This window comes from Flavobacterium sp. W22_SRS_FK3 (assembly GCF_052113665.1).
Taxonomy (GTDB): domain Bacteria; phylum Bacteroidota; class Bacteroidia; order Flavobacteriales; family Flavobacteriaceae; genus Flavobacterium.
The window spans coordinates 112153-134674 of the sequence record NZ_JBGQOF010000010.1; the positions used below are offsets into that span (position 1 = coordinate 112153).

Below are 22522 nucleotides of genomic sequence, written 5' to 3' on the forward strand. Positions count from 1 at the left end.
AAAAATTATATTTCATAAAAAAATCATAAAAAAAATTACATATAAAAAAATAATCAATTTTAAAATATAATATCTGTAATTTATTTGCTCGAAAACTAAGAAATATTCTTTTATATTTTTAATGCGATAAAATTATTGCACAAAATTCAATCGATTACATAATCTGTAGATATTTTGATAATTCCCTTAAAAAAACATATTTTTAGGAAATTTTATCATAATTGTATTTAAAATTACAACCCATCATATTAATTGATATTAAAAATTACTTTATAAAAACAATGCACACAATATTATCTTCAGAAAAATAAAAAAGGTATTATCTAATGAAAAAAGACATAAAAAAACCCTTAAACATAAATTTAAGGGTTCTAAATGTAAACACAATTCAATTAATGTGTTTGTAATTTCAATACAGTTTTATGTTTTTGCATTAATACAAAAGTTATTATCATTCCTATAATTGCCATTCCTACACCTATAAGATTAGGCGATGCATAACTGTAACCTGCCGCCAAGGGTAATCCACCCAAAAAAGCCCCTAGAGCATTTCCAATGTTAAAACTTCCCTGAAGTGCTGCCGACGCAATCATCTCGGCATCTTTAGCCGTTTTAATCATCAACATCTGAATTGGTGCTATAACCGAAAAAGAAATGGCTCCCGTTAAAAAAGTAAAAAACAACGATAAATATTGATTAAAAGAGAGAAAATAAACCATAATCAAATCGATAACCATTACAAACAATAAAGCTAAAACAGTTGGTGCAGGTGAATACTTATCAGCCAGTTTACCTCCAACAAAATTTCCAACCACCATTCCAAAACCAGCTAATATCAATATATAGGATACATCCTCTGGTGAAAATCTGGAAACATTAATTAATAAAGGGGCAATGTAACTAATCCAGGCAAACAATCCTCCAAAACCAATTGCCGTGATTCCGATGATTAACCAAGCTTCAGTCTTTTTGAAAAACAGCAATTGTGTCTTCATATTCACATCACCACTTTTTTCTAACTTTGGCATCCATAGAAATATAAAAAGGAAAGTGAGCAATCCTACAATTGCAATTAATATAAAGGTATAGCGCCATATAAAATGATGTCCTATATATGTACCAATTGGTACACCGATCAGATTTGCTAAAGTTAAACCCGAAAACATTATCGAAATAGCCTGAGCTTCTTTTCCCTTATCAGCCAAACGGCTTGCAACTACCGCCCCAACTCCAAAAAAAGCACCGTGTGGTAATCCGGAAAGAAACCTAGATGCGAATAAAAAATTATAATTTGGTGCAATGATTGAAAGCGCATTGAAAACTGTTAGCATCAAAGCTAAAATCAAAAGCATTTTTTTTGGAGGAAAATTTCTCCCCAAGATCACCAATAGCGGCGCACCAATAACTACCCCCAATGCGTAAGCCGAAATTAAGTATCCCGCTACCGGAATCGAAACATTCATATCTGAAGCAATATCGGGCAGCAAACCCATCATTACAAATTCGGTTATACCAATTGTTAAACCTCCTAAGGAGAGTGCAATAAGACTTTTTTTCATTTATTTATAAGAAAAGAATAGGTTTTCTATGATGCAAATTTACATTATAAGCCTAAGAAATAAATTGTACATTTAGGACATAAACTTGTAAATTTGAGTTATGCCAAAGCTAAATCAATTAAACCCTAATGATTGATGAATTTGAAGACGAGAAATTTCATCTGCCGCCTCACACGCATAAGTATTACGAAATTATTTATATCAAAAAATGCAACGGAATCCATCATTTGAACAACAATCTATTACCTCACAAATCAGGCGATTTATATTTGATTTCACCAGAAGACAAGCATTATATTAATATTAAAAAAAGTACTCGCTTTTTTACATTAAGTTTACCGATAACTATTTTAATTCGAAACAAAACCTAACTTGCGATGAATTTTTAATTCATACAAGAGAAAGTTTCATGCGTGATAAAACATTAAAAGAAACGGTTTTAAAATTAGATGATCCATGTAAAACGATTTTAAAAAACACGATTGACAATCTATCAGCATACAATTGTAAAACAGATATTTCAAGTTCGCCTATTGTATTTTATCAGATTCTTTCGATTTTTGGATTAATTAAAGAAAACATGCGCGGTCAAAATCTTGTTGTTAAGGGAAATTCAATTGATAATGAACAAATCACGTCATATATTCATCAGAATATTTATCAGCCAAAATTGGTTCAGATAAAAGTAATTGCAGCTAATTTTAATATTGCACAGACTTATTTTAGTGCTTAGTTTAAAAGGACTTTCACAATTAGCTACCGTAATTATATACATAATTTGAGAACAACGCTAATTGAAAAAAGATTTCACAACAACAAATTACCTATTAAACAAATTGCGCATGAATTTGGTTTTACAGACGAAAGCCTTCTTTCAAACTATTTTAAGAAGAGAAAAAAAATGAAGTCGACAGATTTTAAAAAACGTAACATTTGAAATCTTAAATAAATAGCCGCTCTTAAAAAAAATAGCTAAATTTGTACCTGTAAAACAAACTCATTGCCCAAAAAAATCCACATATTATTTTTTGTTCTAACTCTTGGCTTCTCTTTGATGTCAAATATGAATTATGCTTTTGGAGAATCTTTTGAAAAAACATCCTGCAACGAGAAAGCAATTTCTAAAAAAGAACTTAGCGATTCTTGTGAAAAAGATTGCTGTAAAAAAAATCAAAATTCTAAAAAAGACCAGCACGGCTGCAGTGGAAAATGTGATCATTCCGGGTGTACAACATCTGGACAACAGTTTAGTTTGATTTCAGAAAACGAATTTGATTTCAACAACAACACTTATAATTTCCCTCTTAAAAAACAAGTTTTATATTACACTGAAATCGGTATTTCAGATGGGTTTACTTCTATTTGGTCACCACCAAAAATAAAATAGTGTTATTCCTGACAGCCATAACTACGTTTAGTTTAAACGCAAAACAAGCGAAGATTTAAGCAAAGACCACAAAAAAATAATTTATTTAACTTAGAGAAAAATTTACAATTCTCTAAAAAATCCTATCATAATGAAAAAATCAATTTCAACAATAATAGCAATAATTGCATTAGTAACTAATGTAAATACTATTCAGGCAACTGCAATAAAAACAGAACCAATAATTGAAACTGCAGATTCCAGCCAATTACAAGCAGTTTATGATGCTTATTTTACTGTAAAAGACGCCCTTATCAAAAGTGACAGCAAATTAACTTCGGCGAAAGCCATAGATTTACTGGCTGCAATTACTGCTGTAAAAATGGACAAACTAAAAAACATTGAACATACTGCTTGGATGAAAGTAGTTAAAAAACTTACGGCCGATGCTAAAAGTATTTCGGCAACTACAGATCTTAAAAAACAGCGTGAAATTTTCAAATCACTTTCAAAAAACACTTATGAACTGATTAAAGTTTCAAAATCCGAACAAGTGGTCTACAAACAATATTGCCCAATGGCAGATGCTGATTGGTTAAGCAAAGAAAAAGCAGTTAAGAATCCGTATTATGGTTCTTCGATGCTGACTTGTGGAAATGTGGTTGAAACCATTAAATAATTATGATGATCTACATCAAAAACATGGTGTGTGGCAGATGTAAAATGGTAGTGAAGTCTGAGTTTGAAAAACTTGGACTTCAAACTATTTCTGTCGAATTGGGTGAAGTTGAATTACAAGTTGACATTACAGATATTCAAAAAGAAATTTTACTTAAAAACCTTCAGGCACTTGGCTTCGATTTAATTGATGACAAGAAAACCAAAACCATTGAGAAAATTAAAAATCTTATTGTTGATTTGGTGCATCACAAAAACAATGAACTCAAAATCAATTTGTCTGATTATTTGGCAGAAAACCTCAACCACGATTACAACACATTAAGCAATTTATTTTCCGAAATTGAAAATACTACAATTGAAAAGTATTTTATTAGTCAAAAAATTGAAAAAGTAAAAGAGCTATTAGTTTATAATGAACTTTCGCTTAGTGAAATTGCCGACTTACTAAACTACAGTAACGTAGCACATTTAAGCAATCAGTTTAAAAAAATTACGGGTTTTACTCCTACTTCCTTTAAAAAATTGAAAAATAAAAATCGCATTCAAATTGAGAATTTATAGTCTGTCTCATAATTACTAATATTTAAATTTAATTTAAGAGTATTGTTTTCTCACAATAAACCATTGATTATCAAAACCATTGAAGAAACTCTACTTAAAAATTCGTAACTTACAAATTAATATAAAATTTTAGTTATGGAAAACATGGATAATTCTCAGTATAAAAAGTTACTAATAATGTTATTGCTCTCTTTCATTATCATGTATTTTGTGATGTTTTTAAATGTTGACGAATTCAGTCACATCTATTTTAGTTACACAAGAACCTACATGACGCTTTTAATGGTTTCACCAATGGCTTTAATGATGTTGACGCTAATGCGAAAAATGTATCCGAACAGGAAAATCAATTCAATACTATTAATATCTTCAATCGTTGTTTTCGTTTTTGCATTAACCGCTTTACGAAGTCAGGCTTTTATTAGTGATACACAATATATGAAAGCAATGATTCCGCATCATTCATCTGCCATAATGACCAGTAAAAATGCCAACATTAAGGATCCGGAATTGCGCAGACTATCTGATAGTATTATTAAATCGCAAGAGGAAGAAATAACCAAAATGAAACTGATCCTGAATCGCATGAAGTAATACAATACTTCAAATTCCTATTTTTTAGATCATCATTATATCTAGGATTTTGTAAATCTTACAAATCATACTTAAAATTCTACAACCCGAAGTAAACGTTACTTCGGAAATTTGCATTGTAATACTTTAAAAGATAAAACAATGACTCATCAATATATTATTTCAGGAATGTCGTGCGATGGCTGTCGAAAAAAAGTAGAAAAAACTTTGAATTCAATCGAAGGAATTCAGGCGGAAGTCACTCTAAATCCTCCATTGGCAACTGTAACAATGGAGAATCATATTCCCACAGAAAAATTTCAGGAAGCTTTAACTGAAGCAGGAAATTATACTATTGAGATGACTTCTTCTAAAAAGCCTAATGATCCAGCAGTTAAATCGTGTTGTTCAAGTCAAAAAAATGAGAAGCATACTGACCATGAGAACAAAAAAGAATCAACTGAAATGCATCATCATACAATAACTGGTGTTTTTTATTGTCCGATGCACTGTGAAGGAGATAAAACGTATGATAAACCAGGAGATTGTCCGGTTTGCGGAATGGATTTAATTCCTAAAGTTACCCAAAAAAGTACGCAGTACACCTGTCCCATGCATCCTGAAATCATTTCAAACGAACCTGGCGATTGCCCCATTTGCGGAATGGATTTAGTTGCGTTGCAACCTTCTGAAACTGACGAAAACAAAACGTATACTGATTTATTGAAAAAGATGAAAATCGCAGTTTTATTTACGCTGCCGATTTTTATTATTTCTATGTCAGAAATGATTCCGAATAATCCGCTTTATAAACTAATGTCTATCGAAAAATGGAGTTGGATTCAGTTCTTGTTTTCTATTCCAGTCCTTTTTTATGCAGGCTGGATGTTTTTTGTTCGAGCTTATAAATCAATTATTACCTGGAATTTAAACATGTTTACGCTTATCGGAATTGGAACCAGTGTAGCATTTTGTTTCAGTATTATCGGAATGTTTTTTCCTGCTTTTTTCCCAATGGAATTCAAATCGCATCACGGTACAATTCATCTTTATTTTGAAGCCGCGACGGTCATCATAACCTTAGTTTTACTAGGTCAATTATTAGAAGCCAAAGCACACGGACAAACTAACGGAGCCATAAAAGCATTATTGAAACTTGCTCCAACAGAAGCAACATTAGTGGAAAATGGCAATGACAAAGTAATATCAATTCAAAATATCAAAAAAGGAGATTTACTACGTGTAAAACCGGGAGAAAAAATTCCGGTTGACGGAAAAATCACTTCTGGCGAAAGCAGTATCGACGAAGCCATGATAACCGGAGAACCCATTCCAGTAGATAAAAAAGTAGACGATACTGTAAGTGCTGGAACGATAAACGGAACCAAATCGTTTGTCATGATTGCCGAAAAAGTAGGATCAGAAACCTTACTTTCACAAATTATTCAAATGGTAAATGATGCCAGTCATTCCAGGGCACCTATTCAAAAACTGGCTGATCGTGTAGCCAAATATTTTGTTCCAACAGTAATCATTGTTTCAGTTTTAACCTTTTTTATCTGGGTAAAATTTGGACCTGATCCAGCCTATGTTTACGGATTAATAAATGCTATTGCAGTTTTAATTATTGCCTGTCCTTGCGCATTAGGATTAGCAACTCCTATGTCGGTAATGGTTGGCGTAGGCAAGGGAGCGCAAGCAGGTATCCTGATAAAAAATGCCGAAGCTCTCGAAAACATGAGTAAAATAGATGTTTTGATTACCGATAAAACCGGAACTATCACAGAAGGAAAACCATCTGTAGAAAAAATCTATGCTGTTAATACTAATGAAGATGATTTATTACTAAAAATAGCATCCTTAAATCAATATAGCGAGCATCCTTTAGCACAAGCTGTAGTTCATTTTTCTAAAGCTAAAAATCAAACTTTAGTTGAAGTTTCAGATTTTGAAGCCATTGCCGGAAAAGGCGTTGCAGGAACGGTAAATGATTCAAAAGTGACTTTAGGAAATAAAAAATTAATGAATCAAGTTGGTGCAAATACCTCCGACGATATTGAAAACAAAATTATTGCGGAACAAAATTTAGGAAAAACAGTTTCTTATATTGCTGTTGATAAAGTCGTTTTAGGTTATGTAACCATTACCGATGCGGTCAAACCAGAGAGTGCAAAAGCAATCAAAGATTTAATCGATCAGGGAGTCGAAGTGATTATGATGACTGGAGACAATATTCATACTGCCAAAGCAGTTGCTGATGATTTACACCTGAGTTCTTTTAAAGCGGATTGTCTTCCTAAAGATAAATTGAAAGAAATTCAGCGTTTGCAGGTAGAAGGCAAAATTGTTGCGATGGCAGGTGACGGAATTAACGATGCGCCTGCTTTAGCGCAAGCGAATATCGGAATCGCAATGGGAACAGGAACTGATGTCGCTATTGAAAGTGCTAAAATAACACTCGTAAAAGGCGATTTAAACGGCATTGTAAAAGCCAAAAAACTAAGTTTTTCGGTGATGAAAAACATCAAACAAAATCTGTTTTTTGCCTTTATATACAATGTTTTGGGTGTACCAATTGCAGCAGGAATTCTATATCCTGTATTCGGAATTTTGCTTTCGCCGATGTTAGCAGCACTCGCAATGAGTTTGAGTTCAGTTTCAGTAATTGTAAATGCTTTGCGATTGCGAAATCTAAAACTTTAAAGGTCACTATGAAATTATATACTATTCTTATTGTTTTTTTAATTGCTTTTAATGTAAATGCTCAAAAAATAGTTCGCTACGATTTATATATTCGGGACACTATTGTCAATTTTTCCGGAAAAGAAAAACACGCTCTTGCAGTTAATGGTCAAATTCCGATGCCAACGTTAATTTTTACAGAAGGTGATAGTGCCGAAATTTATGTGCATAACGAATTAAAAAACGAAGATACCGCGTTGCATTGGCACGGATTATTTTTACCGAATAAAGAAGATGGCGTTCCTTATTTGACTCAAATGCCTATCAAACCAGGAACAACACACAAATATACTTTTCCTATTATCCAAAATGGCACATATTGGTATCACAGCCATTCGGGATTACAGGAGCAAATTGGTCTGTATGGACTTCTTATCATCAACAAAAAGGCAGCCGATTCGACTTTTAGAAAAGGAATCGATGATTTACCAACAATTCCGGTAATTTTAAGCGAGTGGACCGACTTGAAACCTGAGAATGTGCAACGCATGCTCCACAACGCCAATGATTGGTTTGCCATAAAAAAAGGAACCACGCAAAGTTACGCCGAAGCCATTCAACACGGACAGTTTTCGACAAAAGTCACCAACGAATGGAAACGCATGAATGCCATGGATGTGAGTGATGTTTATTATGAGAAGTTTTTAATTAACGGAAAAAATGAAAACCAGCTTTCACAATTTAAAGCAGGTGATAAAGTCAGACTAAGAATCGCGAACGGAGGTGCTTCCAGTTATTTCTGGCTGACGTATGGCGGAGGAAAAATTACCGTTGTGGCCAGCGACGGAAATGATGTTGCGCCTGTAGAAGTAGATCGGTTGATTATTGCCGTTTCTGAAACGTATGATGTTATAGTTACTGTTCCTGAGGATAAAAAATCATTTGCTTTTTTGGCTACAGCCGAAGACAGGACCGGATCAGCTTCTTTATTTTTAGGCGAAGGATCTAAGCAAACCATTTCTCATCTTCCAAAATTAAAATATTTTGAAGGGATGAAAATGATGAATGGTATGATGAAAATGAATGGCGAAATGAATGATATGGGCATGAAAATGTCTTTGAATAAAATGGACATGAATGCCGTGATGTATCCTGAAATTTCAGGTAAAGATGAATCTGTAAAAACGGAAGATCATTCAATGCATAATAGGGAAGGTATGAAAATGGAGGATATGAAAATGTCCACTGACACATCAGAAGTTGCTGAAATTACAACGTTAAATTACGGAATGCTAAAATCTCCAACAAAAACAACATTACCCAAAGATGCGCCTGTAAAAGAATTACGTTTTGAATTGTCTGGAAATATGAACCGATATGTTTGGAGTCTGGACAATAAAGTGATTTCTGAAACCGATAAAATCTTAATTAAAAAAGGCAAAAACGTTCGAATAGTCTTATATAATGCGTCTATGATGCGTCACCCAATGCATTTACACGGACATGATTTCAGGATTCTGAATGAACATGGTGATTATGCTCCGCTAAAAAATGTCATTGATATTATGCCAATGGAAACCGATACAATCGAATTTCAGGCAAATGCCGAAGGTGATTGGTTTTTTCATTGTCATATTTTATATCACATGATGGCTGGAATGGGTCGTATTTTTAGTTATGAAAATTCAGCACCCAATCCATTAATTCCTGATCCCAAAATGGCGTATAAAATGCTAAAAATGGATGATCGAATGTTTCATTTTATGGGAGAAAATGATTTCGCATCCAATGGAAACGATGGAGAAGCGATGTTCAGTAACACCCGCTGGAGCATTGGAACCGAATGGAGATTAGGCTACAACGACGAACATGGTTATGAAACCGAAACACATATTGGCCGCTATATTGGCAAAATGCAATGGCTGATGCCTTTTATTGGTTTTGACTGGCGTTATCGAAAAATGGGAATGGACAAACAGGAACAAAACCTTTTTGGACAAACAAATGCTAAAGACAAACGTTCCTATTTTAGCGCAGGTTTAGAATATACTTTACCAATGTTAGTAAAAGCACAACTTGAAGTTTATACAGATGGAAAGGTGAGATTTCAATTTAAAAGAAAAGACATTCCGCTTGCAAGGCGTTTACGAATGAATTTAATGTGGAATACCGACAAAGAATATATGGCCGGTTTAAAATATATCATTGCCAGAAACTTTGGTATTACAACACATTATGATAGCGATATGGGAGTTGGGTTTGGGGTTAACCTGAATTATTAAAAACAAAAACACCTCAATTTCTTGAGGTATTTTTTATGTTTATTCCTATGAAATTTATTTCAAGCGAACACTCCATTCAAAATCCATTTCCGAAACCTGAACGCCTTCTTCATTTGTTCCAATAGATTTCATCCAGAAGGTTTGCCCCTCGCCTGTTGCGATGGTTTGTTTGATGGCATCGGCAATAAGATGTCCGTCATTACAAACGAAGGTTATTCTGCCTGTTGCTTTTTTGGTAAAATTTCCTTTATTGTTTGCTACCAGCATAGAAATTTTCTTTCCACTTTCCTGAATCTGCGAAATCACCAAAGCTCCAGTTGTTAACTCGGCCGCCATGGCCTGAACTGCAAAATACATCGAATTGAACGGATTTTGATTAATCCACCGGTGTTTTACACTCACTACACATTTATCATTGTCAATTGCTTTGACACGAACACCACAAATATATGCTGAAGGTAATTTGAATAATACAAATTTGTTGAGTTTGGAAACTGAAACTGCCATGAGATTTATTTTTTATGTAAAAATACAAAAAAACTATGCGCGCACAATAAATTGCTGTTACTTTCCTATTTTGTCAATAAAATCAATACTTAGCAATGAATTTCAGTTCATTATAAATGAATTTTAAATTTTAAATTTGTTAAAATTTTGTTAATAATTAGTACTATGCAAAACAAGATACTGTCTTTTAGCTATATATTTGCATAAGAAATTACTATATACTTTTAATCATGGAAACAACAACACCACTCATCATGGAAAATACATCAGACAAAAACACTGCAACGTTCACCCACTTAAGCACTTTGACCCAATACATTATTCCGTTTGGGAATTACATTTTCCCAATATTAATCTGGACAAGTTACAAAGACAAATCAGAATTTGTAAATCACCACGGGAAACAGGCCTTAAATTTTCAATTAAGTTTATTGCTTTATTCTTTAGTTTTAGCATTAATTGCAATTCCAGTTTTTTTGACTGTAGTTTTAAAAAACATACCTGTTGAAGCCTTTGTATACAATGATAATTATGTGATCAGAAATTTTAATTTTCAAGACAACATTGGTTTAATAACAATTGGTGCAATAGCAGTAGTGCTTTTTGTATTATTAAAAGTATTTGAATTCTTTTTAGTGATATATGCCTCAATAAAAACATCTAACGGAGAATTATACAAATATCCGCTAACTATTCCTTTTATAAAGTAGTCCTATAATAGATTAAAAGTTATTATGAATACTGGAGTCCTAGCCCTGATAGAAGCGGCATCCTTTTGTGGCGGGGTTCGCCACAAAAGATACAGTGGATAGCAGGAAAAAGCTCCTGAAAAAATCAATCATCAATCAATCATCATCAATCAAAAAACGAATTGTTCAATCTAAAAAAAACAAAATGAAATTATGAACATTGAAAACACAAAAGCACAGATGCGCAAAGGTGTTCTTGAGTTTTGCATCTTATCTGTATTAAAAGAAAAAGATGCCTACACCTCTGAGATATTAGACACTTTGAAAAACGCAAAATTACTGGTTGTTGAGGGAACAGTTTACCCTCTTTTAACCAGACTAAAAAATGACGGTTTACTTAATTATCGCTGGGAAGAATCGACCTCAGGACCACCACGGAAATATTATGGATTAACCGAAATAGGACAAACATTTTTAAATGAATTAAACGGTACGTGGACAGAATTGTCAGACGCTGTAAAACTAATCACCAATCAAAATCAATAAGTCATGAACAAAACAGTAAATATTAACTTAGGCGGGATGTTTTTTCACATCGATGAAGATGCATACTTAAAATTAACACGCTATTTTGACGCAATAAAACGATCTTTAAACAACTCATCAGGACAGGATGAAATTATTAAAGACATTGAAATGCGTGTTTCTGAATTATTAACAGAAAAACAAAAAAGCGAAAAACATGTTGTAGGACTGAAAGATGTTGACGAAGTGATTACGGTAATGGGACAGCCTGAAGACTACATTATTGAAGACGAGGAAAAAACAAATCAGTCTTTTAATCAATATGGTCCAAGAAAACACAAAAAATTATACCGAGATAAAGAAAAGGGTATGATTGGCGGAGTTGCTACCGGTTTGGGACATTATTTTGGAATTGAAGCTGTATGGATTAAAATCATTTTCTTAATATTTGTTTTTGCAGGTTTTGGAACTGGTATTTTAGCTTATTTCGTTCTTTGGATTGTAACTCCGGAAGCGGTTACAACATCTGAAAAACTAGAAATGACTGGAGAACCGGTTACGATTTCGAACATTGAAAAAAAAGTTCGCGAAGAAATTGAAGGACTGTCTGACAGGTTTAAAAATGCAGATTATGACAAAATGGGAAACCAGGTAAAGTCGGGAGCTGAGAGAATAAGTAGCTCATTTGGAGACTTTATTATGACAATTTTTAAAATCTTTGCGAAGTTTTTAGGTATCATCCTGATTATGTCCGGTATTTCGATTTTGATTATGTTATTAATTGGAGTTTTTACTTTAGGCACAAATATCTTTATTGATTTTCCATGGCAAAACTTCGTTGAAGCTGGAAACTTTACAGAATATCCTATCTGGTCATTTGGCTTATTGATGTTTTTTGCTGTTGGAATTCCGTTTTTCTTTATGACACTTTTAGGTTTCAAACTTCTGGCACCAAATACTAAAACAATAGGAAATATAGCCAAATATACTTTACTGGCGATTTGGATTATTGCAATTGCAATTGCCATCAGTATTGGAATTAAACAAGCTACTGAAATATCATATGATAATAAAACAGTAGAGAAGAAAGCAATCAATATTACTTCGAAAGATACACTTTATGTGAAATTCAGGTATAATGATTATTATGCAAAAGATCTTGACCATCATCATAAAGATTTTGAATTTGTACAGGACTCTGCCAACAATGCGTTGATTTATTCAAATGATGTCCGTTTGCACGTCTTGCATACAGACGAAGCTGCTCCTTATTTACAAATTGAAAAAAGCGCCAGAGGAAACTCATTTACAAATGCAAAAAAAAGAGCAGAAAAAATTAATTATAACATTGCCATTAAAGGAAATTATTTAATTTTGGATAATTATTTTCTTACAGATGTAAAAAATAAATTCAGAGGTCAGGAAGTTGATGTTTATTTGTATTTACCAGAAGGGCAATTATTTAAACCGGATACTTCTATAGAGGATTATGATGATTCTGAAAATGATTTTTTTAACTTACACTTTAGTGGTGCCTATAACTATAAAGTAGAAGGCTCTAAAATAAAATGTCTTAACTGTCCAGCTGATGAAGATGATTATAATGATGCAGAAGAACAAGACACTTTTGAAAATGATACTGTAAAAGAAGTTTCGATTAAAATAAACGGAAAAGAAGTTTTAAACGGAAAAAAAACCAAAGGAAAGCTAACCACTGATAAAAACGGAGTAATAATCAAAATCAACTAAAGCCATGATCAAAATAATCATTCATATTACGAAATTTATTATTGTAACTGTCACTGCACTATTGTTTGCCTCATGTAACTTTAACATGAACTCTATTGAAGGCAGCGGAAATGTTACTACCGAAAAAAGAATTGTTCAGGGAGATTTTAAAAACATAGATGTAAGCAATGCCATTGATGTAGTAATCGAACAATCTGACGCAATTGAGGTTACAGTTGAAGCCGATGATAATTTACAAAAAGAAATTATTACGAAAGTAGAAAACGGAACTTTGGTAATTAAATGCAAATACAGCTCTTTCCGTAACATTACAATGAAAAAAGTTACGGTAAAAATGCCTGCACTTGATAAAATTGAAGCTTCGAGCGCATCTAGCGTACAAAGTAAAAATGTTTTTCAGGGAGAAAATATAGATCTTGAATCATCTAGCGCAGCAACGATTGATGTTAACATTGAATTTGATAATATTTCGGCTACATCAAGCAGCGGGAGTTCTATAAGCATGCAGGGAAAAGCATTAAAAGTTCAGACAAAAGCTTCGAGCGGTGCCAGTCTAGATGCCGGAAAATTATTAGCAAACGAAGTTGAAGCAGGTGCATCAAGCGGAGGAAGTGTAACTGTACACCCAATTATAAGCCTGAAAGCCGAAGCCAGCAGTGGAGGACACGTTACTTACAATACTGCTCCTAAAACCATAGAAAAAAATTCGAGTTCAGGAGGAAGCATCAGTCAGGAATAAAAACATTTATATGTTAAATATAAAAGAAATCATTCATCAAAAGTGGATGATTTTTTTATATTTGTGAAAATCAAAATCTAGAATTAATGAAAAAAAGTACAGCCATATTCTTATTACTATTAGTTACGACATTAACTTTTGCCCAAAAAAGAGAGAAAATAAAAGGATCAAAAACTGTAACAACATCTGTAAAACAAGTTGGTGATTTTGATGCTCTTGAAGTTGATGATAATATTGAGGTTTATTTGGAACGCGGGGAGAAAAACGAAATTAAAATTGAAGCTGATGATAATTTACATGAAATTATCGGAATGGATTTAAGAGACAAAACACTTCGTTTATACACTTCTAAAGAATCTACTATCTTCAAAAAATTAGCCGTTCGTGTAACCTATACTAAGTCATTATCAAAGGTGATTTCTAAAAATGAGTCTGTAATTTATGCTATTCAGGAACTTCAATTAGATGATATTACATTTAACAGTTTTGATTATTCTAAATTACTTTTGAATGTCAACGCAAAGAAATTCAGTCTAATTGCAGATGATAAATCAAAATCGGAAATAAATTTAAAATCGGAAGATGCTGTTTTACAATTAAGCAAAAACTCATCTATAAAATCATTGGTTTCTGCAATTAAATTCAAATGTGATTTATACCAAAAAGCAACTGCAACCATAGAAGGTGCAGCTGAAAAAGGAAACATTCGAATAGACAACAATTCTACTTTTACCGGAACAAAATTTACCATAAAAGAAGCTAGCTTAACTGCGGAGAATTATGCAGCAGGAACTGTATTGGCAGAGACTTCAATATCGCTTGCCATTGGAGACAAAGCCGAAGTTTCACTTTTGGGAAAAGCAAAAATAGAACTTACGCGTTTTTCTGAAGAAGCTAAACTGATGAAGAAAATTAAATAGTTTTTTCAGATTTCAGGTTTCATAAAAACAGAAAATCCATTCTTGCGAATGGATTTTCTGTTTTTGATTCTATTTGTTCTAACAACTTGAAACTTGAAACAAAGAAAACTTGACTTTTTTTATTCTTTAGCAGCCAAATAACGTTCTGCATCAAGAGCTGCCATACATCCTGTACCTGCAGCTGTAATTGCCTGACGATATACATGATCTGCGGCATCACCCGCTACAAAAACACCATCAACATTTGTTTTAGATGTCCCGGGAACATTAATAATATATCCTGTTTCATCAAGTGTGATATAGTCTTGAAAAATATCTGTATTTGGTTTGTGACCAATAGCTACGAAAAAACCTGTTGCTGGAATTTCAATAACTTCTGCAGTACTTTTGTTTAAAGCTTTAATGGCATGTACTACATTTCCATCACCTAAAACTTCAACTGTATCGTGATTCAATAAAATTTCTATATTTTCAGTTTTACGAACGCGTTCTTCCATTATTTTCGAAGCTCTGAATTTTTCGCTTCTCACTAACATCGTAACTTTTTTACAAAGTTTTGACAAGTAATGTGCTTCTTCACAAGCTGAATCCCCTGCTCCAACAATTACAACTTCCTGATTACGGTAGAAAAATCCGTCACAAACAGCACAAGCAGAAACTCCGCCCCCCATTTGCAGATAATGCTGTTCAGAAGGCAATCCTAAATATTTAGCTGAAGCTCCTGTAGAAATAATAACCGTCTCACAATGCAATTCGATTGAATCATTAATCCAAACTTTATGAATGTCTCCTGAAAAATCAACTTTTGTAGCCCATCCGTCACGAATATCTGCTCCAAAACGTTTTGATTGTTCTTGTAATTGAATCATCATTTCAGGACCCGTAACTCCATCAACATAACCGGGAAAGTTTTCAACTTCGTTAGTCGTTGTCAACTGACCTCCCGGCTGCATTCCCTGGTATAAAACTGGATTCATATTTGCTCTGGCAGCATAAATAGCAGCAGTATAACCTGCAGGACCAGAACCAATAATTAGGCATTTAATTTTTTCGACTGTATCTGACATAATATTAATTGTATTACTAATTGATGATGCAAAAATAAGTTTTTATTGTTGGAAAAAAGAAGGCAATTAATCAGTTTTTGCTATTCTAAAATAGATAATAACAAATAGGATTAAAATAAAAAATCCTTCCTGTGAATACAGAAAGGATTTTTGTCGGGGTGGCAGGATTCGAACCTGCGGCCTCCTGCTCCCAAAGCAGGCGCGATAACCGGGCTACGCTACACCCCGTAAGCGGGTGCAAATATATAACTATTTTTTGCTTATCCAAAACAATTTAAGAAATAAGAAAATATTTTATTTTCATACATTATATCATAGTTGCGGACTTATAATTATCTTAATATTTCAATTAACCCGAAAAAAACTAAAAAAAATGTCCGTCAAAATGTTATTATATTTACAAACTCATAACATTATACTTATTTCTCTATGGAAAGTTTTCTTCTGGTTGCGTTATTTTGTTTTCTAATTTATATTTTAAATATTATCAAAGGCCGTTTTGACAATCTTGAAGATGACATTCAAAGGCTAAACAAAAAAATAGATTTTTTAAAAACAGTTGAAAACCCTTCTGAAAAACCATTAGCTGCTTCCGTTGTCATTCCAAAAGAAGAAATCACACTTAAAAAACCTGAAGAAGTTAAGACAACTCCTGCTACACCGGTAGAAAAAATTCCGAAAGTAAAAACGGAAAAAAATGTTTTCTCTATGGAAACAAAAGCAGCTCCTGTTCGTCAGCAAACAATTAAAAAAACTATTCCTATTGAACCCGAAAAATCATTTTGGGAAAATTTCAAAGAACAAAATCCTGATTTAGAGAAATTCATCGGTGAAAACCTAATCAACAAGATTGGTGTTTTAATTCTGGTTTTAGGAATTAGCTATTTTGTAAAATATGCCATTGACAAAGATTGGATTAACGAACCTGCTCGTGTTGGAATTGGTGTTTTATGTGGTGCTTTATTTATGGGAATTGCACATAAATTACGTAAAAATTATACTGCTTTCAGTTCGGTTATTGTGGCCGGGGCTATAGCAATTTTTTATTTTACAATCGGAATTGCTTTTCATGATTATCATTTATTTAATCAAACCATTGCTTTTAGTATAATGATTGTCATAACAGCCTTTAGTGCCTTAATATCATTATCCTATAACCGAATCGAACTTGCTGTACTTTCTTTAATTGGTGGTTTTGCTGTTCCCTTTATGGTTAGTACCGGAGAAGGAAATTATGTAGTGTTATTCACTTATATTATTATTCTGAATATTGGAATTTTAGCTATTGCCTATCACAAAAAATGGAATCTTGTCAATATAATCACATATGTTTTTACCGTCTTACTGTATGGAGGATGGCTTGCTAATGATTTGACAAACGACAAACCTCACTATATTGGTGCTTTATTATTTGGATTCGCCTTTTATTTTATTTTTATATTAATGAATATCATCAACAATATCAAAACAAAAGGAGAATTCTCTAACACACAGTTAACTATTTTAACAAGCAACACCTTCTTGTTTTATGCTGCAGGAATAGCAATTTTAACAAATTTTCATCCAGAATTGAGAGGTTTGTTTACTACCGCAATTGCATTATTAAATTTAACTTATGCATGGCTTTTGTACAAAAAAATTGGACTTGACAAAAAAGCAGTGTACTTGCTTATTGGTTTAACACTGACTTTTATAACACTGGCAATCCCAATACAGTTCGAAGGAAACTACATTACTTTATTTTGGGCTGCAGAAGCAGTTTTATTGTTGTGGCTTTCTCAAAAATCAAAAATTTCAAGTTATCTATTTGGCTCGGTAGTCGTTCATGCCTTGATGGTTATTAGTCTGATAATGGACTGGAATTTATTTTATAATAACAATTTACCTTTGGAAATTATAATGAATCCCATATTTATAACAGGTATTTTTGCTTTCTCATCCTTATTTGCAGTTTTGTTTTTATTGAAAAATGAAACAGAGAATAGTACAATTTTGAATATCACTTTCAATCCTGAAAAGTATAAAAAGTACGTATTAGTTGTAGGACTTTTAATATCGTACACAACAGGATTACTTGAAATTATTTACCAGTCAAATAGTCATATCGAAAACATTAACAGCGCCATTGCATTGCCGGTTCTTTATCACTTATTGTTTTCTGTTATATTAACTTCTGTTTTAATTAAAAACAAAACAAATGACGGATATCAGCTGGCTCTCCTAATTGCAGTTACAAATATTGTTTTATTTACTTTCGGATTTTCAAACTATACTTTTTTTGAACATACAGATACTATTCGCACAGGAAACGGACAGCCTGTAGCGTTTTATCTGCATTACATTTCATTAGCCATAATCGTATATTTTAGTTATCAATTATTCCAGATAAAAAGTACCAATAATTTTAGCTTTTTCAAAAATCGTTATTTTGCATGGGCTTCATCCTTTTTTATCATCTATATTGCCAGTTCAGAAGTGATGCTTCATGGTCTCGTATTGATGAATTCACCAGTCACACTTAACGACATACTAACAAGTCCGGTATATGAAAACTATAAATCCGAAATCCCTTATCTTCGCGAATTGATAGCAGAAGATAGTATTGGGTTAGCCAGAACTAAAATAATAAAAACCGGTTTCCCTGTTCTATGGGGTATTCTTGCTTTTGTATTTCTAATTATTGGCATAAGAAAACAAATCAAAACGATTCGAATTATCGCACTAAGCTTACTAGGATTAACCATTTTGAAATTATTTTTATACGACATCAGTAACATTTCTGAAACCGGAAAAATCATATCTTTTATCCTTTTGGGAATCTTAATCTTGATAATTTCTTTTGTTTATCAAAAAATTAAAGTTTTAGTTATTGATGAAACCAAATCTAATGAAAACAATGAAATTAAATAATTTTTTTATACTCATATTCCTGGCAAACCTTTCGTTTGGACAATTTCAAACAACAGGAAAAATAAAACAAGTTAAAGAAAATGGTTTCCATGAAATTCCTTTATCGGCAGAAATCAGGTCGTATTCAAAACGAGATTTAAGTGATGTAAGGATTTTTGATGCAAGAGGAAATAAAATTCCGTATTTTATAAACAGTAATTCTGAAGCTATACAAAATACATTTGAAGAGTACAGTATTGTTTCAAGAACAGTTTTCCCAAAGAAAAGCACTTCGATTATTATTACTGCTCCATCAGCCAAAAACAACAATCAGCTTTCGTTATTTATTGCCAATGCAGATGTAGAAAAAAAATATTCCATCTCTGGCAGCAACGATCAGAGAGAATGGTTTGGAATTTCAAATTCACAAGTTTTATACGACCTAAACAGTTCTACTGAAGCAAGTGTTGTGAAAACTATTTCATATCCTTTAAGTACTTATAAATATTTAAAAATTGATTTTGATGACCAAAAAACACTTCCCATTAATGTTTTAAAAGTGGGAAATTTCAACACGCAGCTTCAAAAAAACATATTTCAGGAAATTAAGCCTAAAAAATCGTCTACAACTGAAGTTTCATCGGAAAAAGAAACTCAGATTCATGTACTTTTTGATGGGCCACAAGTTATAAATCAGATTACTTTTAATATTTCCAGTCCAACTTATTATAAACGTACAGCTATTATTTATAAAAAAGTAACCGTTCAAAACAAAAGAAAATCTCAAATAGTCAATGAAGAAATTGTTTCATTTGAGTTGAATTCAAACACCAAAAACAGTTTTAACATTCCGGAAATATTCGAAAAAGATTTTTATATCAAAATAGAAAACCATGACAATCTGCCTTTGTCAATTTCGACAATAAAATACAGTCAAAAACCAATTTCTATTATTGCCGATTTGAATGCAAACGAAATATACAGCATAAAAACAGGCAACAAAAATCTTACAGAACCTGATTATGATCTTTCTAATTTTAAAAACAATATTTTAGAAACTTTACCTCAAACTTATATATACAAAATTCAACAAAATTCTACCTCCAAAAATAAAGTTGAAAAGATATCTTTTTGGCAGCAGGGCTGGTTTATGTGGCTTTGTATTTTGTTTGGAGGAATTACGATTTTATTTTTTACAGCAAGTCTGATAAAAGATTTGAAAGAAAAAAAACAAGGCTAAACTTTTAATCTTTAGTTTTTAAAAATAATTTCTGCCTCTTCATTACGAACTTCAAAACACAAATAGAAAGAAATTTCGGAAAATTTTTATCGATACTTTTTAAAAAAAAATCAATCAAACACCCACCAAACAAAGGATAAAGAATGTTTAGCAAATGTTAACAAAATAGATTTTCAAAAACCATAAATAATTGTATTTTTACGGTTCAAAATTCAGAAAATAAATGGGCAAAATCATTGCGATTGCTAATCAAAAAGGAGGCGTTGGAAAAACTACTACATCAGTAAATCTGGCAGCCTCATTAGGTGTTTTAGAAAAAAAAGTATTACTTATAGATGCTGATCCTCAAGCCAATGCCACATCAGGCCTTGGAATTGATGTAGAAAGTGTTGAAATTGGTACTTATCAAATACTTGAACATAGTCATACACCTAGAGAAACTATTGTAAAATGTTCGGCTCCTAACCTTGATGTTATTCCAGCTCACATTGACCTTGTTGCCATCGAAATCGAATTGGTTGACAAGGAAAACAGAGAATATATGCTTAAAAAAGCATTGGCTGAAATAAAAGAGGAGTACGATTATATCATTATTGACTGTGCACCTTCATTAGGTCTGTTAACTTTGAATGCATTAACAGCAGCAGATTCAGTAGTTATTCCTATACAATGTGAATATTTTGCACTAGAAGGATTAGGGAAATTATTGAACACTATTAAAAGTATTCAGAAAATACACAATCCAGATTTAGACATTGAAGGATTATTGCTGACTATGTACGATTCAAGATTGCGTTTATCAAATCAGGTTGTCGAAGAGGTTCAGAAACACTTTAACGACATGGTTTTTGAAACCGTTATTCAGCGAAATGTAAAATTAAGTGAGGCTCCAAGTTTTGGTGAAAGCATCATTAATTATGACGCAACCAGCAAAGGAGCAGTAAATTACATTAATTTAGCTCAGGAAATTATAAAGAAAAACAGCAAATAGTTTTTATGACAAAAGCAATTAAAAAACAAGCCTTAGGAAGAGGATTATCAGCATTATTAAAAGATCCGGAAAACGACATTACATCAGTAGAAGACAAAAATGCTGACAAAGTTGTTGGAAACATCATTGAGCTTGAAATAAGTGCTATCGAAATAAATCCGTTTCAGCCCAGAAGTAATTTCAATGAGGAATCATTACGTGAATTAGCCACTTCTATTAAAGAACTTGGTGTAATTCAACCTATTACTGTTCGTAAATTAGATTTTAATAAATACCAGCTAATTTCCGGAGAGCGTCGTTTACGCGCTTCTACTTTAGTTGGCTTAACTACAGTTCCGGCTTACATTCGTATTGCAAATGATAACGAATCATTAGTTATGGCTTTGGTTGAAAATATTCAGCGTCATGACTTAGATCCTATAGAGATTGCACTTTCATACCAGCGTTTGATTGACGAAATTCAATTAACTCAGGAACAAATGAGCGAACGTGTGGGAAAAAAACGTTCTACGATTGCCAATTATTTACGTCTATTAAAATTAGATCCGATTATTCAGACTGGTATTCGTGATGGTTTTATAAGTATGGGTCACGGTAGAGCAATTATCAATATTGAAGATCTTGACATTCAAACTGATATTTATCAAAAAATTGTAAGTCAAAATTTATCTGTTCGGGAAACAGAAACTTTGGTAAAAAACTACCATGAAAGTTTAAAACCAAAAGCAGAGGGAAAACCAAAGTCAGATTCTTCATTTGTAGTTAAAGAAACACAAAAAAACACTTTCAATGATTATTTTGGTACTAAAGTTGATGTAAAAGTGGCAGGAAACGGAAAAGGAAAAATAACAATTCCGTTTAACTCAGAAGCCGACTTTAACAGAATTATAAAATTAATAAACGGATAGTGAATAAAATTGTCCCCATAAGTCTATTGTTCTTTCTCTTAGGAACCGTCTCTCTTTTTGCTCAGGCAAAAGAAGAAACGGTTTTAGTCGCTAAAGACACTACTAAGTTACAGGAAATAGATCCGCTTACACCAGCAAAAGCAGCTTTTTATTCGGCAATTTTACCCGGTTTAGGACAAGCATACAATAAAAAATACTGGAAAATCCCTTTGGTTTATGGTGCAATTGGTACCAGCTTGTATTTTTATATCGACAGTAACAAAAAATACCATCAGTATCGTGACGAATACAAACGAAGACTCGAAGGCTATAGCCCGGAGAGTGGCGATTTCGATTATCTAAGCGATGACAGGCTTATTGCAGGTCAAAAATTTTACCAGCGTAATCGTGACTTGTCTGCTTTATTCGTTGTAGGCTTCTATGTCTTAAACATCATTGATGCCAATGTTGATGCTGCTTTGATTCAATTTAACGTCAATGAAAGATTATCGCTTCGCCCGGAAATTTACCCTTCAGATGTAACTTTTAAACCAAATGTTGGACTAACTTTTAATTACAACTTTTAAATAGTACTCCTATTTAAATTAAAAAAAT

General features: G+C 32.6%; 21 protein-coding genes, 1 tRNA gene and 1 pseudogene. 19 read left to right on the plus strand and 4 right to left on the minus strand.

What is annotated here, in order from left to right; translation table 11 throughout:
• Window positions 1-392: 392 nt before the first annotated feature.
• A complete protein-coding gene (locus ACEN2I_RS11770; RefSeq protein ID WP_441766295.1) occupies window positions 393-1559 on the minus strand; it encodes an MFS transporter in 1167 nt (388 codons plus the stop codon).
• A 128-nt stretch (window positions 1560-1687) separates the two neighbouring features.
• Here ACEN2I_RS11770 and ACEN2I_RS11775 point away from each other — a divergent pair, with 128 nt between their 5' ends.
• The 9 genes and pseudogenes from ACEN2I_RS11775 to ACEN2I_RS11815 all read left to right on the plus strand — a co-directional run bounded on the left by ACEN2I_RS11775 (window position 1688) and on the right by ACEN2I_RS11815 (window position 9704).
• Window positions 1688-1930: an AraC family ligand binding domain-containing protein gene (locus ACEN2I_RS11775; protein ID WP_441766296.1), complete on the plus strand. Its 243-nt coding sequence runs from the start codon at window positions 1688-1690 to the stop codon at window positions 1928-1930.
• 38 nt (window positions 1931-1968) lie between these two features.
• On the plus strand, window positions 1969-2292 hold the full coding sequence (locus ACEN2I_RS11780; RefSeq protein ID WP_441766297.1) for a hypothetical protein: 324 nt from the start codon (window positions 1969-1971) through the stop codon (window positions 2290-2292).
• 12 nt (window positions 2293-2304) lie between these two features.
• Window positions 2305-2496, plus strand: a pseudogene (locus tag ACEN2I_RS11785) (helix-turn-helix domain-containing protein); the annotation flags it as partial.
• 126 nt (window positions 2497-2622) lie between these two features.
• Window positions 2623-2946: a hypothetical protein gene (locus ACEN2I_RS11790; protein WP_441766298.1), complete on the plus strand. Its 324-nt coding sequence runs from the start codon at window positions 2623-2625 to the stop codon at window positions 2944-2946.
• A gap of 130 nt (window positions 2947-3076) precedes the next feature.
• A complete protein-coding gene (locus tag ACEN2I_RS11795; RefSeq protein ID WP_441766299.1) occupies window positions 3077-3604 on the plus strand; it encodes a DUF3347 domain-containing protein in 528 nt (175 codons plus the stop codon).
• A 2-nt stretch (window positions 3605-3606) separates the two neighbouring features.
• Window positions 3607-4167 (plus strand): AraC family transcriptional regulator, encoded by a 561-nt coding sequence (locus tag ACEN2I_RS11800; RefSeq protein ID WP_441766300.1) that lies wholly within the window; start codon window positions 3607-3609, stop codon window positions 4165-4167.
• 135 nt (window positions 4168-4302) lie between these two features.
• The gene (locus ACEN2I_RS11805; RefSeq protein WP_441766301.1) at window positions 4303-4761 is read left to right on the plus strand and encodes a DUF305 domain-containing protein; all 459 of its coding nucleotides are present in this window, start codon (window positions 4303-4305) and stop codon (window positions 4759-4761) included.
• Between the two features lie 141 nt (window positions 4762-4902).
• On the plus strand, window positions 4903-7443 hold the full coding sequence (locus ACEN2I_RS11810) for a heavy metal translocating P-type ATPase (protein WP_441766302.1): 2541 nt from the start codon (window positions 4903-4905) through the stop codon (window positions 7441-7443).
• An 8-nt stretch (window positions 7444-7451) separates the two neighbouring features.
• Window positions 7452-9704 (plus strand): multicopper oxidase family protein, encoded by a 2253-nt coding sequence (locus ACEN2I_RS11815; RefSeq protein ID WP_441766303.1) that lies wholly within the window; start codon window positions 7452-7454, stop codon window positions 9702-9704.
• Between the two features lie 54 nt (window positions 9705-9758).
• On the opposite strand, the gene ACEN2I_RS11820 is transcribed toward ACEN2I_RS11815, so the two are convergent.
• A complete protein-coding gene (locus ACEN2I_RS11820; protein ID WP_441766304.1) occupies window positions 9759-10211 on the minus strand; it encodes a DUF4442 domain-containing protein in 453 nt (150 codons plus the stop codon).
• A 230-nt stretch (window positions 10212-10441) separates the two neighbouring features.
• Between ACEN2I_RS11820 and ACEN2I_RS11825 the strand changes: the two genes are divergently transcribed.
• From ACEN2I_RS11825 to ACEN2I_RS11845, 5 genes are all read left to right on the plus strand, one after another.
• Complete coding sequence (locus tag ACEN2I_RS11825) at window positions 10442-10921, plus strand: DUF4870 domain-containing protein (RefSeq protein WP_441766305.1); 480 nt, start codon at window positions 10442-10444, stop codon at window positions 10919-10921.
• A 192-nt stretch (window positions 10922-11113) separates the two neighbouring features.
• Window positions 11114-11446, plus strand: a complete 333-nt coding sequence (locus ACEN2I_RS11830; RefSeq protein WP_007804050.1) for a PadR family transcriptional regulator — start codon at window positions 11114-11116, stop codon at window positions 11444-11446.
• A 3-nt stretch (window positions 11447-11449) separates the two neighbouring features.
• On the plus strand, window positions 11450-13174 hold the full coding sequence (locus ACEN2I_RS11835; RefSeq protein WP_441766306.1) for a PspC domain-containing protein: 1725 nt from the start codon (window positions 11450-11452) through the stop codon (window positions 13172-13174).
• Window positions 13175-13178: 4 nt separating this feature from the next.
• Window positions 13179-13913: a head GIN domain-containing protein gene (locus ACEN2I_RS11840; RefSeq protein WP_441766307.1), complete on the plus strand. Its 735-nt coding sequence runs from the start codon at window positions 13179-13181 to the stop codon at window positions 13911-13913.
• A gap of 86 nt (window positions 13914-13999) precedes the next feature.
• Complete coding sequence (locus tag ACEN2I_RS11845; RefSeq protein ID WP_441766308.1) at window positions 14000-14833, plus strand: GIN domain-containing protein; 834 nt, start codon at window positions 14000-14002, stop codon at window positions 14831-14833.
• Window positions 14834-14952: 119 nt separating this feature from the next.
• Here the strand turns inward: ACEN2I_RS11845 and trxB are convergent, their stop codons facing one another.
• Together trxB and ACEN2I_RS11855 are read right to left on the minus strand one after the other, a co-directional pair.
• On the minus strand, window positions 14953-15900 hold the full coding sequence (gene trxB / locus ACEN2I_RS11850; RefSeq protein ID WP_441766309.1) for a thioredoxin-disulfide reductase: 948 nt from the start codon (window positions 15898-15900) through the stop codon (window positions 14953-14955).
• A 153-nt stretch (window positions 15901-16053) separates the two neighbouring features.
• Window positions 16054-16128: transfer RNA gene (locus tag ACEN2I_RS11855), tRNA-Pro, on the minus strand.
• A gap of 201 nt (window positions 16129-16329) precedes the next feature.
• On the opposite strand from ACEN2I_RS11855, the gene ACEN2I_RS11860 reads away from it, so the two are divergent.
• The 5 genes from ACEN2I_RS11860 to ACEN2I_RS11880 all read left to right on the plus strand — a co-directional run bounded on the left by ACEN2I_RS11860 (window position 16330) and on the right by ACEN2I_RS11880 (window position 22494).
• Window positions 16330-18810, plus strand: coding sequence for a DUF2339 domain-containing protein (locus ACEN2I_RS11860; protein ID WP_441766310.1), 2481 nt, complete (start codon window positions 16330-16332; stop codon window positions 18808-18810).
• Window positions 18797-20029: a hypothetical protein gene (locus ACEN2I_RS11865; protein WP_441766311.1), complete on the plus strand. Its 1233-nt coding sequence runs from the start codon at window positions 18797-18799 to the stop codon at window positions 20027-20029. The genes ACEN2I_RS11860 and ACEN2I_RS11865 overlap by 14 nt, the downstream gene beginning before the upstream one ends.
• Before the next feature lie 223 nt (window positions 20030-20252).
• On the plus strand, window positions 20253-21020 hold the full coding sequence (locus tag ACEN2I_RS11870) for a ParA family protein (protein WP_441766312.1): 768 nt from the start codon (window positions 20253-20255) through the stop codon (window positions 21018-21020).
• Between the two features lie 5 nt (window positions 21021-21025).
• Window positions 21026-21928, plus strand: coding sequence for a ParB/RepB/Spo0J family partition protein (locus ACEN2I_RS11875; protein WP_441766313.1), 903 nt, complete (start codon window positions 21026-21028; stop codon window positions 21926-21928).
• Window positions 21928-22494, plus strand: a complete 567-nt coding sequence (locus ACEN2I_RS11880; RefSeq protein ID WP_441766314.1) for a DUF5683 domain-containing protein — start codon at window positions 21928-21930, stop codon at window positions 22492-22494. Before ACEN2I_RS11875 ends, ACEN2I_RS11880 begins: the two co-directional genes overlap by 1 nt.
• The last annotated feature ends 28 nt before the right edge of the window (window positions 22495-22522 follow it).